This window comes from Chryseobacterium sp. PvR013, assembly GCF_017833095.1.
GTDB lineage: Bacteria > Bacteroidota > Bacteroidia > Flavobacteriales > Weeksellaceae > Chryseobacterium > Chryseobacterium culicis_A.
In genome coordinates, this window is the sequence record NZ_JAFIBT010000001.1 from 4,582,992 (window position 1) to 4,597,046 (window position 14,055).

At 34.1% G+C, this 14,055-nt stretch carries 11 protein-coding genes, 2 tRNA genes and 1 pseudogene; 8 read left to right on the forward strand and 6 right to left on the reverse strand.

Annotation, left to right across the window (positions count from 1 at the left end):
• Positions 1–256: 256 nt before the first annotated feature.
• Both JOE44_RS20870 and JOE44_RS25190 read left to right on the forward strand, forming a co-directional pair.
• Positions 257–418: a hypothetical protein gene (locus tag JOE44_RS20870; RefSeq protein WP_209787230.1), complete on the forward strand. Its 162-nt coding sequence runs from the start codon at positions 257–259 to the stop codon at positions 416–418.
• A 45-nt stretch (positions 419–463) separates the two neighbouring features.
• A pseudogene (locus tag JOE44_RS25190) lies at positions 464–1,411 on the forward strand (recombinase family protein); the annotation flags it as partial.
• Positions 1,412–1,988: 577 nt separating this feature from the next.
• Here the strand turns inward: JOE44_RS25190 and JOE44_RS20880 are convergent.
• From JOE44_RS20880 to JOE44_RS20895, 4 genes are all read right to left on the reverse strand, one after another.
• Positions 1,989–2,059, reverse strand: a tRNA-Gln gene (locus JOE44_RS20880).
• Between the two features lie 294 nt (positions 2,060–2,353).
• Positions 2,354–2,554, reverse strand: coding sequence for a hypothetical protein (locus tag JOE44_RS20885; protein WP_209787232.1), 201 nt, complete (start codon positions 2,552–2,554; stop codon positions 2,354–2,356).
• 9 nt (positions 2,555–2,563) lie between these two features.
• Positions 2,564–7,381 (reverse strand): leucine-rich repeat protein, encoded by a 4,818-nt coding sequence (locus tag JOE44_RS20890; RefSeq protein ID WP_209787234.1) that lies wholly within the window; start codon positions 7,379–7,381, stop codon positions 2,564–2,566.
• A 1-nt stretch (position 7,382) separates the two neighbouring features.
• A complete protein-coding gene (locus tag JOE44_RS20895) occupies positions 7,383–8,123 on the reverse strand; it encodes a prefoldin domain-containing protein (RefSeq protein ID WP_209787235.1) in 741 nt (246 codons plus the stop codon).
• A 607-nt stretch (positions 8,124–8,730) separates the two neighbouring features.
• On the opposite strand from JOE44_RS20895, the gene JOE44_RS20900 reads away from it, so the two are divergent.
• Positions 8,731–9,009 carry a hypothetical protein gene (locus JOE44_RS20900; protein ID WP_209787237.1) on the forward strand — a complete coding sequence of 93 codons (279 nt, stop codon included), beginning with the start codon at positions 8,731–8,733 and terminating at the stop codon, positions 9,007–9,009.
• A gap of 248 nt (positions 9,010–9,257) precedes the next feature.
• Here the strand turns inward: JOE44_RS20900 and JOE44_RS20905 are convergent.
• A tRNA-Gln gene (locus JOE44_RS20905) sits at positions 9,258–9,328 on the reverse strand.
• Between the two features lie 99 nt (positions 9,329–9,427).
• Between JOE44_RS20905 and JOE44_RS20910 the strand changes: the two genes are divergently transcribed.
• From JOE44_RS20910 to JOE44_RS20930, 5 genes are all read left to right on the forward strand, one after another.
• On the forward strand, positions 9,428–10,456 hold the full coding sequence (locus JOE44_RS20910; protein WP_209787247.1) for an AMP-binding protein: 1,029 nt from the start codon (positions 9,428–9,430) through the stop codon (positions 10,454–10,456).
• A gap of 10 nt (positions 10,457–10,466) precedes the next feature.
• The gene (arfB, locus tag JOE44_RS20915) at positions 10,467–10,859 is read left to right on the forward strand and encodes an alternative ribosome rescue aminoacyl-tRNA hydrolase ArfB (protein ID WP_209787249.1); all 393 of its coding nucleotides are present in this window, start codon (positions 10,467–10,469) and stop codon (positions 10,857–10,859) included.
• 48 nt (positions 10,860–10,907) lie between these two features.
• Positions 10,908–11,339: a hypothetical protein gene (locus tag JOE44_RS20920; RefSeq protein ID WP_209787251.1), complete on the forward strand. Its 432-nt coding sequence runs from the start codon at positions 10,908–10,910 to the stop codon at positions 11,337–11,339.
• Between the two features lie 504 nt (positions 11,340–11,843).
• Entirely contained in the window at positions 11,844–12,224 is a 381-nt protein-coding gene (locus JOE44_RS20925; protein ID WP_105681483.1) for a GreA/GreB family elongation factor, read from the forward strand.
• A gap of 331 nt (positions 12,225–12,555) precedes the next feature.
• Positions 12,556–13,530, forward strand: a complete 975-nt coding sequence (locus JOE44_RS20930) for a deoxyhypusine synthase family protein (RefSeq protein ID WP_105681482.1) — start codon at positions 12,556–12,558, stop codon at positions 13,528–13,530.
• A gap of 334 nt (positions 13,531–13,864) precedes the next feature.
• On the opposite strand, the gene JOE44_RS20935 is transcribed toward JOE44_RS20930, so the two are convergent.
• Positions 13,865–14,011: a hypothetical protein gene (locus JOE44_RS20935; protein WP_185097866.1), complete on the reverse strand. Its 147-nt coding sequence runs from the start codon at positions 14,009–14,011 to the stop codon at positions 13,865–13,867.
• Positions 14,012–14,055 lie beyond the last annotated feature (44 nt).

Below are 14,055 nucleotides of genomic sequence, written 5' to 3' on the forward strand. Positions count from 1 at the left end.
TATTGACTAGGTGATAAGTGTAATCGGGAGAAATTTACTTTACCTGAATAAAAGGAAGAAATTGATTAAAATTTCTTCATGGCTGTAGATGGATAATAATCCAATTGAAATGTACTTAAGGTGAAACCTCCGATTCTTTTGTGGGCGGAAAATACTAGCCTTAAAATAAAGCCATTAAAAGACATAGACAATCCTTCGAAGCCGAATAAAATTATTATTCAATTTAGCTAATAATTTTATTTGAAATTTATACAGAGTGCTGGAGGACAAGAAAATAAAAAAAATACCCATTGAGGAGGTGGTAGAATTCTTTCAAAACGAAGGCGTGGAAATAACTGAGGAAGAGGCAGAATTGATCATGGAGTTTCTGTACACTCTTACCTCATCTGTTATTAGACAGTACTTCGGTTCTGAATAATGTATTTCTAAAGCTATCCTCTAATATTTACTAAACATGAAAATTATGAAGGTAGCAGATCTATACATCCGTGTTTCTACTGATGAACAGGCAGACAAAGGATATTCACAAAGAGATCAGGAGGATCGTTTAAAAAAATATTGTTCATCTAACAATATCTCTATTGGACAAATCATCTACGAAGACCATTCCGCAAAATCATTTAACCGCCCCGGCTGGATAAGACTTTTAACTACACTTAAAAAGAAAAGTTGTAAGACAAACCTTATTCTATTTACTAAATGGGACCGTTTCAGCCGTAATGCTGGGGATGCATATCAAATGATAAGTACACTTGCAAAATTGGGAATAGAACCACAGGCTGTTGACCAGCCTTTAGATCTTTCTATTCCCGAAAATAAAATGATGCTTGCAATTTATTTGGCAGCGCCTGAAGTCGAAAATGACAGAAGGGCGCTTAACGTGTTTTATGGAATGCGTAGGGCAAAAAAAGAGGGAAGGGTTATGGGAAAAGCACCATTTGGTTATGCTAACAAAAGCAGGGAAAATGGTGAAAAGTATATTGTACTGCAAGAACCTGAAGCATCAGCAATGAACTGGGCTTTTAATGAGATTGCAAAAGGGGTATTGGCGTCTAATCAAATCAGAAAAAGGGTCAATGAATTAACAATTAAAAAAGTGAGCAGAACATCTTTTCATGTCGCAATAAGAAATCCCATATACTATGGGAAAGTATTTTTAGAAAAACACAAAGATGAAGAAGCACATTTTGTTGATGGTCAGCATGAAGCTTTAATCAGTGAGGAGTTATTCAACAGAGTACAGGAAGCACTGGATGGTAAAAGAAGACTCCAGCGGCCTAATACTAAAATTCTTTCCGGTGAGCATTTTCCATTGCGAGGTTTTTTGGTATGTCCTAGATGTGGAAAGAATATTACAGCAAGCGCTTCAAAAGGGAGAAATAACAGATACTACTATTATCATTGCAATGCAACCTGTGGATTCCGTCATAGAGCAGAATTGGTCAATTCAGTTTTTGAAGAAGGATTAAAGCAATTGGAAATGGCTGAGCCTGCAAAAAAGCTTATAGAAAAAGTATTTCTGGATAACTATCAGAAGTTTATAAAAGCCCCACAGGATGAAAGAAAGAAGATATCCGATGAGATAGACAGGTTGAATTCAAGGATTTCTCTGGCGAGAAATAAACTGCTTTCCGAAGTAATGACCGATGAAGAATATCTTGAAATAAAAAAAGAATATAAAGACCAGATTGAAAAGCTGGAAACACAATTAAATGACAAGCCTAAAGAGAATAAAATAGATATACCAAAGCTACTGGAAAGAGCATTAGAAACGCTTACCAATATCTGGAAAGTCTATACAGAAGGGGATATTGCAGTCAAGCGACAAATTATTGGTTCGATTTTTCCTGAAAAACTTGAATTTGACGAAAATCATTATCGAACCACAAGAATTAATACTGTAGCTCACTATATCTTTCAGATTAACAATGGATTGTCACAAAATAAAAACAGGAGAAATGATAATAATAATCATTTCTCCTGTTATGTAGACCCACAGGGATTCGAACCCCGACTGACGGTACCAAAAACCGGAGTGCTACCGTTACACTATAGGTCTGCTTTATTTTGGTGATGCAAATTTATATATTTTTTTCTTATTTACAAATATCTTCTTTCAATTTTCTGCTGTTTACATTAAAAAAATAGATTTTTACTCCCATGACAATTGATGGATGGATAAAAACAAAAACCATCCTTAAAAAGGATGGTTTGTAGTCAAAAGCGAACAAATGTCGAACCAAATAGTTGAAGACCTTATGGTTCTATCAAAGCTAACATCATAAAAACATATTTGTAATTATAGTATTATTCTAACTGATTCGTTATTATATTCGTTCGTATTTTGAGCATATTAATTAATTTCTTCTGTTTTCACCTCAATATCAATTTCTTCAAAATCATCAGGAGTTTCCTGAATGGGTTCTTGAAGCTTAATTCCATCAAGATAATAAGTCGTTCCCAAATAGATTTCATCGCCAAAAACAACTCCATCTGTTTTTCTTTTAAAGCATTTCCCAGGATCCGCTTTAATTATATTGTCTGTCTGTGTCATATTTTATTATTATGTTATCGGATAAATTTTTGCGGCAAAATAGCTCCAGTTGGTTGCCGTTTTATAAGCAGAAACGCTTGCTGCAGGAACATGAATTTCTACTTTATCAATAATAATCCCATCAGAAACGAGATTTGTACCTACCAAAACAGGAGGTGTAGTTGCCAATACTTTTACTACTACTTTTTTAACACTGGTTTGACCACCAGCTGCAATCAGATGCATGCAGCCATTTGCCATATAATTAATAGAAGCGGGAAATATAATAGTTATTTCACTTTCACCCGTTCTTAATCTTAGTCTTAAACCAAATGAATCTATTCTTTCCAGACTTGTACATCCTGTAAGATCAATAAAATTAGTAACATAATCTTCAACATTTGGATTGTTTATATTCGTGGTAAGCATTTCCGGAAATATTCGCGTGATATAAGGGAGATTGTACTTACCAGCTTTGGGATACTTGTAGGTAAACGAATATGCATCGTAAATCTTAACATTTTTAAACAAATTAATGTCTAGGTATTTTCCCATAATTGGGGAAATACCCAATTCTTCAACGTTATCAAAGTTGCCATTTATAACACTTGTTTCGTATAATTGAAAGGCATTTCTCCCTATTTTCTTGATATTGGGTGGAAAAGTTATACTTAGCAATGAGTTGTTGTCAAATGCATGATCTCCAATAGTTTCTACATTTGTAAAAAATCTAAATTCATCAAAACTTCCACCTAAGAATGTTTCTGAATTAATAAAAGGATTAAAACTACTGGCAGGTATATCAGTAACAGATCTTGCCTCTGAAAAGCTTAATTCACCATCACCATTAGTATCATAGGCTTTTAATAATGTAGTTTTTCTTGTTATATCCGAAATCTGAATAAAATTGGTAATGTTTGTATAAGTAAAATGAAAGTCGGGCCAATTAGCTTCCATGAAATCTTTATCTTCTTGATAAATATTAGTAAAAGTCCATTTTCCTTCAACGATAGAATGTGGGGCTGTATTACCTAAATCGTCAACTCCTTTAGCATTTATAAGTGGAAAGAAATTTTCGCTAGAAGTACTACTTCCATTTAGATTATTAATTCTCACTCTGCTCAAATTTTTAAGATTTGAAACAATATCATTAACATTAATTAAAGGACAGTCCTTAATTACAAGAGTTTTTATAGAACTTTCCGTAAAAGTTAAATTAGAATTTTTAATAAATTTTTGATTATCCAAAATCAAAGTATTTGCTGTACTTGGCAAAATTAAGGAAGCAAGCAAACCTCCTTTTGGCAATAATACCGACGATATTCCTGTTCCTGCAGCGGAAATATTTTTAATACTTGTACAAGCAGTTAAATCTATTGATTGTTTTAAATTTGGGCAATTTGAAATATCTAATTCTTCTAAAATTGTATTATTACCAATAAACAAGTTTCTTAAATTTTGATTTGAATAACCGGAAATTTGACTTCCAATCCGAAGCCTCGACAAATTCGTCGCTTTTGAAACATCTAAAGTACCCAGATACTTTCCTGACAAATCTCCAAGATCTTTAATTGCAGATGCACCATAAATAATGGTTTCTGTATCGTTAAAAGTAATAGCCGGAGCTTGAACTAAAGATGCAACATTTTTTCTAAGCCTCGCACGGTTGATATAGGAACCAAATTTAATTTTAGTGTATCCGTCTTTTTGAGCAGTTAGTAAAAAATTAGCATTGGGAGCAACTACAGGCGTGCCCGAAGGTGTATAAAGTCGCATCGTGATATAATCAGATGAGAAAGTAGATGTGTCATACTTTCCGTCCATATATCTGAATCTATTTAATAACCAATAATTCCTGTGCGATTTTCTTGAGCCTTGTGCGGTGTATAAGTAACTTCCGTTCCCGGCAATAACCAAAGGATCTATATATTTATATTTCGCATCTTCATTGAAAATACTTTCCGCCCATTTGTCAGATTCTAATGTGTTGAAATAAGTATTACACTTATCATAAGTCAGAATTCCTGAAGTTCTCATTTGCTGGTATAATGCGGTAATTTCAGTATCAAAAGCCACTTCAACCAGTTTCCAAAGCTCTGAAAGCGCGCCATTCCAGACAAAACCACTTCCTACTTGGTCGTGAGCTTCCACCCAATAATCATACACATTGTGGCCCTCGTTATTAAGACCTAAAACTGTGTCATTATCATAAAAAATAAGATACCAACGGTTATTTCCTTGCGCATCCGGATACATCGCAAACATCTGATTTTTAGCGCGCTGATCAACCATTGCAAAAAACTCAGTGAATACATAATAAAACAATAAAAATTGAATATTAAAATGATCTTGAGCCTCGGCTTTGAATTTTGCAGGATTATTTTTGCAACTTACAATCCATGTATGCAAAGCTTCAAGATTCGATGTATCTTCATTATCTTCCGGATATCTTCCCTCAAAATCATTCTTCCATAAATGCTTACCATTTCCGTCTACACTTTGAAAATCTGTAGCAATAAATAATGTATTATCTGACGTATTGTTTAAAAATTCCCAGCATTCCTGACCACCTGTAAAACCTGTTGTTGCTTCATTAGACTTATCATTATTAAAATTATATTTTCCTAAGAAAATACGCTCCGAATCTGGTGTCGCTCTGTGAAATATAAGCATTGGAAACCCGTCCATCGTAGTACGGATATCAGGATTAATTAATTGTGGTGGAACTAAATAACCCAATTGATTCAAAGAATCTTGTGCAAGCCTCGCCAAACCAATATTGTGAGAACCAGAAGACTCCATAAAATCGGCTTTAAAAGTAAATGTCTTTTCCGCTAATGAATTATCACGAAGCTTGTATTTTGAAGAATTTATTTCACCATTTTTAAAACCTCCATTAAATTTGATTTTAAAGTTTTTTCGGGGATAATATTGTGATGATGTACCCTGAACATCAATACTCGCATTTACATAAGAAAACGATTTTGTAGGATCTTTAGCATTTTCATACTCTCCAACAATTGTTTTTTTATCGCCTTTATAAGTTGGCAGATCTCCAACAATGGTTAAGCATGGAATTGATTGTAAACATTTATCGTAGGACAAATTTCCGAATGCATCGTACAATTTATTTCTCTCGTAAATATTGACTTTTTCAACCAGGTTATCCATGTCAGCGATGTAATTTGACAACATCTGATCCGCGTTTAGATTATTATTATAAACCCTGATATTATATAGATTAATAGTACAATCACTGCTTCCAATGGTAATGTTTTGAGGAGCTTGTTGTAAAAAGCTGTCTAATGAATTATACTGATATAATGAAGATATAATTCCATTGATATACACAAATACCAATCTTTGATCTGCAACCTTTGTAACGACTACACTTACACGGATCCTTTCCTCTTCTTTAAAAAATATGGAAGTACTGTCCTGCTCAGAACTGAACGAAAACGAATTTGAGGTAGCAACAAATCCAACATTTCCATTTTTACAAGAAAAAATAGTACTGTCACTGTTTTTTATATCTGAAGTTGAAAATTCAAATTCTAATGTTTTACCACCTGTTTTAAAATCATTTTCAAAAATCTTGAAAGGAATCTCAACCCTTGCATTTCCGCTCACTTTAAGTGCCACAGAACCCTTTGAATCTTGAACCCATCCATTGGTGCTGAAATCAAAATCAGTAAGAGTACATGACAGGTTTTTGTATTTCCACTCGTTTTTGTTAATCTCTGAATTGCTTCTGTTCCGACTGCTTAAAAATAATTCCAGGCCTAACGTTTCGGCTTCAACCTGAATATCAAATGCTGTTACAACTACTGAAGTATTTTTCGTGACAGTGCCACATTTAAAAGTTACAGTGTGCGCACCTGAGTCCATAAATGTATAGGTGAACTTCTGCAAACTTCTATTTACTACCAATTCTGAAACCTTCAATCCGTCGACCAAAATCTCAACATCGCTATAATTTGATGATGGTGAATACACCAGATATTCAATCGAAGCTGGAGCATATTGATTAGCGGCAACATTATTTGCTGAAGACACCAGAGGTGTTAAATTACCAGCAGCAACACTGATAATATCTGTAAATAAGTGATTGCTTTCAATGATCTCTCCGGACAAATCAGCGGTCATATACACCTCTAAAATATGAACTCCGTGAGACTGTGCTGGAATTTCATAAAGAAGTTCTTTGTTATTAATTGACGTAACTACTGGTGGAAGATCTGATCCATTTAATTTGAAATGAATCGTCTTCTCTACATTCCCGGTTGGAATATATCGAAAAATGATTGGTCCCGAATTAATAGTGGTCTTGTCGTAGGTAGTACTTAAAGCAAGTGCTATTGTTTGAATGTCATATTTTAATTTCCTATTATTTCCATAACTATCGGTGATACTGAGCGTTATTGTATTATCTCCCGCCAAAATATATGACGTAATATCTATCTCATTGACTCCCTGATTAATGTTTTTATTAAATAGAATCGTATTTCCTTTTAAAATACTTGCAGTTCCTCCGCCAGTCTCACTACCATCAACGCTGTCGATGGATGACCACGAAAAAACTATTTTAACTTCGCTTCCAAATGATTTTATGAATGATGTAGGTATTTCAGATTTTGCGCGGAAAACAATTCCATTGGCTCCTCCGGTTCCTCCACCAGTTCCATATTCACTTTCTGACTTTTCTCCTAACGCTGAATATGCAATCTGTTTAATGATTTTTCCATCTTCATTTTTAATGAAGAACATCACGGGATAAATGAAGTTGTCTGCAACTTCTTTATCTGATCTTTCATAATTTGTAAAATAAATTCTTCCTGTATATCTCATTTTAATCTTCTTGTGTTAAATCAATAAAACCATCTGTTCCACCTCCAGGCATATTAACCTCCAGAACAGACCAAACCAAACCGTCATAGGAAATTATCCCGAAATTTTCAACCTTAACTCCTGAAGCATTTTCGTAGACTCCACTCCCTGCCCAAAACCATTTTGCTGATCCAGGCTTAACAATAATATGATCAGTAGGCCTTAAAATTCCTCCAAAGGAAGAATTTGCTCCTGAACCTTTAAGCAATTCTATCTGCTCCCTGTTTTCTTTGATGTAGTCTACGATTTTCTGAAGCTTATCAAGATTATCATCATTCGAAGTTAGTATTTCGTTGATTTTTGCAATCAGCTCAAGCATTTCATTATCTTTTGCCTGAAGTATATTTACAATTTCCTCGATTTGCTCCTTTGTATAGACATTTCCGGTCTCTTCACCATCGTCTATAGTGGCTGCCAGTTTGATCTTTAATTTTTCTTTCCATTCTTCTATATTTCTGGCAGTAAGATTGGATGCATTAAGTCTTGCGAGCACTAAATGGTGTGCGCTTTCATCTTGCAGATGATTTGTAAAAGTTGTGCTGGATACCGTTTTTTGAAAAGTTTCATTTAAACCCGTTACCTCATCCATCCTGATATTTTCATCTAAATGACGGAATGAAGAAAAGGTCTGCTGAAATTGATTTTCTGTGGGTATATCACCCTTTTCAAACCAGCTAAATATTGTTTTTAATGGTACTTTCATTATTATTGAAAATTAGTTTTTATAAAATTGATGATTTGAGGGAAAGTTGGTTCCTGATAGACTTATTGTAGTTAAATAGAAGTCTCTTTCTTTTGGGTAATTATTGATTTTTGCCCTCTTTTATCGTACTGTCAATTAGTGAATTATTAATATGGTTGCAACTTAGAAAACATATATTTTCGCAATGTTTTTTTGTAATTTATTTTAAATCAACTACATTCTTTTACATTTTTCTATACTGTTTTCCTGGTATATTTTTTTTGATTCCAATGATCATTCACATTCTTTAGAGTGCAAATTTCATTGTTTTTTGGTCCTTATAAAAGTTTTTTGACCTCGCTATTCTGTAGTTGCAGTAACACGTATTTTTAACAGAGATAAGACGGTGTGAATTAATAATCAATTCACGATAAATGGACTCGTGAATATTGTAATCGCAGCTATATATTTTTACTGGGAAGTGATTTGAAATAAGGAAACAGATTTGAGTTTGATCATTTTTTTGATAAAGCCACCTATCTTTATCCGGCTCTAAGTTTTTATAATTTAATACCTGGTTGCCATATATATAATTCAAATCTAAAAGGATCAGATCTATTTAACTTGGATGAACGTTCGTACATTTATAGAAGGATTTTCAGAAGACATACTTTTTTCTATAGCTCCAAAAAATATTGATTTTGTGAATGGTAAAAATGGTGCTTATAGGGTTAAATTTAAGAAAAACCAATTGGGTACTTGGGATGATAAAAAAATAAAAGAAGCAATTAGAAATATTACAATCTTCAAGCTATCAGGTTTATATAATATGCACAAAGATTATATCAACGAAATTATTCAAAAGGCCCAAATTTATAATGAAGATTATATTAAAAGGCCACTTTAAAAAATAATAAGAAATACTTTTTAGTAGCGAAAAGGATGTGAGAAGAATAATTTCAGTGAAAACTTTGCATTGAAAACCCATTTAAGCGACCCTTAATTCTAATCTGTAAAGAACAGAACATTTTTTCTATTCAGATGAACTCAACTTTTTACCGGGTCCACAACTTTTGTGACGGATTCAGGATCTCCCTTTTTTATTTTTCAAAAGAGAACAAAAAACAAAAACCACCCTTAAAAAAGAGTGGTTTGTAGACCCACAGGGATTCGAACCCCGAATGACGGTACCAAAAACCGGAGTGTTACCGTTACACTATAGGTCTGTTTTATTTTGGTGGTGCAAATTTACAGCTTTTTTCTTTATATACAAGAACTTTTTGATTTTTTTTTTAAATTTACTGTAGAATTTATTTACAGAAAATATGCTGATAGACTTCAATAATCTCAATACTAATAAATTATCATTCGATACGGAATTTGAAAAGAAAGTGAAAATTTTTCTGGAAGAATGGTTTTCAGAAAAAACAGAAGTAAATGTTCAGACTTCAGGTTCTACCGGAGTTCCGAAAATTTTTGAAATTGAGAAAAAGAAAATGATCAATTCCGCAGTAATGACCTGTAATTTTCTGGGATTAAAAGAAGGGGATAGTGCATTACTTTGCCTGCCTGTAGAATACATCTCAGGAAAAATGATGATTGTCCGTTCCATAGAAAGAAAATTAAAATTAAAAATTGCTGAACCTTCTTTAAAACCAGTGGAAAATCTGGATGAAGAAATAGACTTTTGTGCCATGACACCTCTTCAGGTAGAAAACTCTCTGGAAAAGCTTCATCTGATTAAAAACCTGATCATTGGAGGGGCTGCCGTCTCAGAAAGCCTGAAAAGTAAAATTCTGCAAATGAACCTTAGCCCTTCAAATCGTATTTTTGAAACCTATGGAATGTCTGAAACCCTTTCCCATATTGGCTTAAAACAATTGATGCCGGAACAGGAAGACTATTTCACTGTTTTTGAAAATGTGTCTATTTCTTTGGACGACAGAGGTTGCCTGAAGATCTTTGCTCCCAATATAAATGCTGACGAACTGCAAACTAATGATTTAGTTGATATTAGAAATGAAAAACAGTTTAAATTCCTTGGAAGAATTGACAATGTGATTAACTCAGGAGGAGCAAAAATTTTCCCGGAAACACTGGAGACATTGGTGAAAAAAGAACTTCCGAATGAAGCGGTGTTTATGGGTTTGCCTGATGAAAGTTTGGGTCAGAAACTGATATTGATTATAGAAGGAAATAAATCCGATGAATTGATAAAAACAGTGATGGATATCCCTTTTGATAAAAATTTCCACAAACCAAAAGAAATTATCTTCATCAGTGAAATTCCGAGAACCCCTAACGGGAAAGTAAACAGAATGGAACTGTATAAAAGCATCAACATAAACCTCTAGTCACCAAAAAATGAAAGACTTTTCAAAAGAACTCAGTTTCAAAACTTCCCGCAGCAGTGGTGCAGGAGGACAGAATGTCAACAAGGTGGAAACTGCTGTTACCGTGCTTTGGAAAGTAAGTGCATCAGAAGTTTTTAGTGAAGATGAAAAATTACTGATTCATAATAAACTGAAAAACAGAATTAATATTGAAGGTTTTTTATTCCTGACGGTTTCCGAAAGCAGAACCCAGCTGATGAATAAAAATAAAGCCATTGAAAAAATAATTGAAATCGTAAACAAAGCACTCATTGTTCCCAAAAAGAGAACGGCAACAAAACCCTCAAAAGCGCAGAAGCAAAAAAGGCTGGATGGCAAGAAAAAACTTTCAGATAAAAAAGAAAACAGACGCTTCAGGTTTTAACTTGTTTCTCTCACAGAAAGCATTATTTTTGCGGAAACTTTTAAAACCATGATCAAAAAATTAATCTTAGTTGGAGTATTCTCAATCTCCACTATGTCTTTCGCTCAGAAATTTTCCATCAGACCTTCCGTTGGGTACGCATGGAGAACTGCAAAAACAATTTCCGGACTTAGTAAAGAAGAAAAAGAATATGTAAAAGACCTGAAAAATGGATTGAACTTTGACATTGCAGCCCATTATGAAGTGAAAAATGGTCTTGCATTCGGATTAAAATATTCTAATTACAGTGCATCCAGTGACGGATTTCTGCTTGGTTATGTAAATGGAATGCCTGTGTCTGTTCCTGTAACGACAAAGGATAATATTATATTTTTCGGTTTCTCCGGGCTTATTTCAAATAATCATTTGGCTACAAGACATAAAATATTTGCAGATGTAGCGTTGGGAGTAATGTCTTATACCACAAAACAGGAGATGTAAAAGGTAAAGGAACCACGTTCGGGGCAGAAGTTGATCTTGGGTATCAGTATCAGGTAAGCAAAAATTTTCTGATTGGCCCAAAAGTAGGTTTAAGTGGTGGAACCCTGAATAAAATGAAGTATAACGGAGTCACTTATAAATTTGATGGTGATCAAAAAGAAGGTTTGCACAGAGTTTCTTTAAGTGCAGCTGCCACATTCCGTTTTTAAGCTGTATCTTTGTTAGAGTTAATAATAATTGATAATGACAGCAACAATCTTTTTATCTGCAGAACGCCGCCGGTCAGGATTGCTGCTGTCTTTACTTTATCTTCACACAGATTCTTTTCTGAAAAGTTCTAAGGACTTCATCATATAAGCCCTGTCAGGATCCAAGACAGGGAATCAATTCGGATTTTATGTATTACTTTTTTGCAGTTTTCTATGGAAGAAGGCTGTTCTACACCTGGATTCTACATTGGATCATCAGGGAATAACTGCATTTAATTTTAAAAAATTGAAGAAAATGTCCAATCATATTATTGTAACCACCGGAATTTATGATGCTATAAAAGATACACTCAGAAGAAAAAAAGTGAGCATCGAAGAAGAAAAGAGATTAACGGAAGAACTTAGAAAGGCAAAACAGGTTCTGAGAAGAGATCTTCCTGCCGATATTGTAACCGTTGACAGAAAAGTGACCTTAAAAGACCATACATTAGATTTTGAGCATGAATATATATTTGTGCCTTCTACCAAACAAAAGCTAAAAAAGAATAAACATTCTATCCTTTCGGATATTGCCCTGGCAGTCGTTGGATATAAAGTAGGAGATGTGATAGACTGGCCTTTCAGAGACGGAGAAAGGAAAATCGAGATTCTGAAAGTGGAAACCTGGGAAGGATAATCCTTTACTGAATATTATTAAGTTAAATTACAATAGGAAAGCGTGGCTCATTTTGGGCTGCGCTTTTTTATAGTAATGTGTTGGAAAACGCAAGGGCGCAAATTTTTTAAATACTAAATAGTTTTAAAGCGCAAGGATCTTATCTCGATAAAATTTTATATTGTATAATTTATTTCACGTTGATTTTGCAGATAATATAAAATCCTTTGCGTCCTTGTGTTTTCCAACAACTTATTTAACAAATGATAAAAAAATACTTCTCTATGATACTTTCTTCAAGTGCTTTGACTGCATTCCGTTTTTAAGTTTTATCTTTGCAAAAATTAAAAAAATGAGCAAACCAATTTCTGAATTTATAGAGAAATATTACCTGCACTTCAATGCAGCTGCATTGGTGGATGCATCTAAAGGGTATGTTGCCCATCTTAAAGATGGCGGGAAAATGATGATCACTTTAGCTGGAGCAATGTCTACTGCTGAATTGGGTAAAATTCTTGCAGAAATGATCCGTCAGGGGAAAGTAGATTTTATCTCTTGTACAGGGGCGAATCTTGAAGAAGATTTAATGAACCTTGTGGCACACTCTCACTATGAAAGAGTTCCTCATTACAGAGATTTAACGGCTCAGGATGAGTGGGATCTTTTAGAAAGAGGTTTAAATAGAGTTACTGATACATGTATTCCTGAAGAAGAAGCTTTCAGAAGATTACAAAAACATATCGTAGAGATCTGGAAAGATGCAGAAGCTAAAGGAGAAAGATATTTCCCTCACGAATTCATGTACAAAATGATCCTTTCAGGAGTATTGGAGCAGTACTATGAAATTCCTAGAGAAAATTCTTGGATGATTGCTGCTGCAGAAGCTAATTTACCAATCGTAGTTCCGGGATGGGAAGATTCTACAATGGGGAACATCTTCGCTTCTTACTGTATCAAAGGAGAGCTTACAGCTACTACAATGAAATCAGGAATTGAATATATGACTTATCTTGCGGACTGGTATACTAAAAACTCTGCAGGAAAAGGAGTTGGATTCTTCCAGATTGGTGGAGGTATCGCAGGAGATTTCCCTATTTGTGTAGTTCCAATGTTGTACCAGGATATGGAAATGCATGACATTCCTTTCTGGTCTTATTTCTGCCAGATTTCTGATTCTACAACATCTTACGGTTCATATTCAGGAGCTGTTCCCAATGAAAAAATCACTTGGGGTAAATTGGATATCACTACACCGAAATTTATCGTTGAAAGTGATGCAACAATCTGTGCACCATTAATGTTCTCTTATATCTTAGAAAACGCTTAAGAATAAACATCTCATCAGAGATTACAATATCAGCGCTTCAATTCATTTGGAGCGCTTTTTTTATTACCATAAGTAAGTGTAATTTTGTTGGAAAACGCAAAGGCGCAAAGAGTTCCTAAGTATGTGGATATTTTTAAGGCGAAAGAAAATCAAAGATTTTCAGCAAGGATTCTGTATAGATTTAATAGTCCAAAATTTATCGAAGATAAAATCCTTGCGTCTTAAAGCCCATAGTATATAAAAATAGCGTCTTTGCGTTTCCCAAAATTCAACACCAAAATCTATGAAAATCTGTGTCATCTGCGGGAAAAACATTCACACAAATCCAGAAAAATCAATCCAAAGAATTCACCAGCACAAAATATCGATACGCCAGAATTCCCTTTTCAACCTTAGTCAGATGATTAGGATCTTTCTTACTCAGCTTCGGAAGAACTTTTTTATTAACGGCATTCAGCAGCCTGAAAAATGATTTTTTCATATCTTTATCTTTTAATGAAACATCATCGAATTTGATAGAGTTCA

Coding starts and splice junctions, on each gene's coding strand:
- JOE44_RS20885 (WP_209787232.1), bottom strand. CDS start 2,554: ATGACACAGACAGACAATATAATTAAAGCGGATCCTGGGAAATGCTTT.
- JOE44_RS20890 (WP_209787234.1), bottom strand. CDS start 7,381: ATGAGATATACAGGAAGAATTTATTTTACAAATTATGAAAGATCAGAT.
- JOE44_RS20895 (WP_209787235.1), bottom strand. CDS start 8,123: ATGAAAGTACCATTAAAAACAATATTTAGCTGGTTTGAAAAGGGTGAT.
- JOE44_RS20900 (WP_209787237.1), top strand. CDS start 8,731: ATGAACGTTCGTACATTTATAGAAGGATTTTCAGAAGACATACTTTTT.
- JOE44_RS20910 (WP_209787247.1), top strand. CDS start 9,428: ATGCTGATAGACTTCAATAATCTCAATACTAATAAATTATCATTCGAT.
- arfB (WP_209787249.1), top strand. CDS start 10,467: ATGAAAGACTTTTCAAAAGAACTCAGTTTCAAAACTTCCCGCAGCAGT.
- JOE44_RS20920 (WP_209787251.1), top strand. CDS start 10,908: ATGATCAAAAAATTAATCTTAGTTGGAGTATTCTCAATCTCCACTATG.
- JOE44_RS20925 (WP_105681483.1), top strand. CDS start 11,844: ATGTCCAATCATATTATTGTAACCACCGGAATTTATGATGCTATAAAA.
- JOE44_RS20930 (WP_105681482.1), top strand. CDS start 12,556: ATGAGCAAACCAATTTCTGAATTTATAGAGAAATATTACCTGCACTTC.
- JOE44_RS20935 (WP_185097866.1), bottom strand. CDS start 14,011: ATGAAAAAATCATTTTTCAGGCTGCTGAATGCCGTTAATAAAAAAGTT.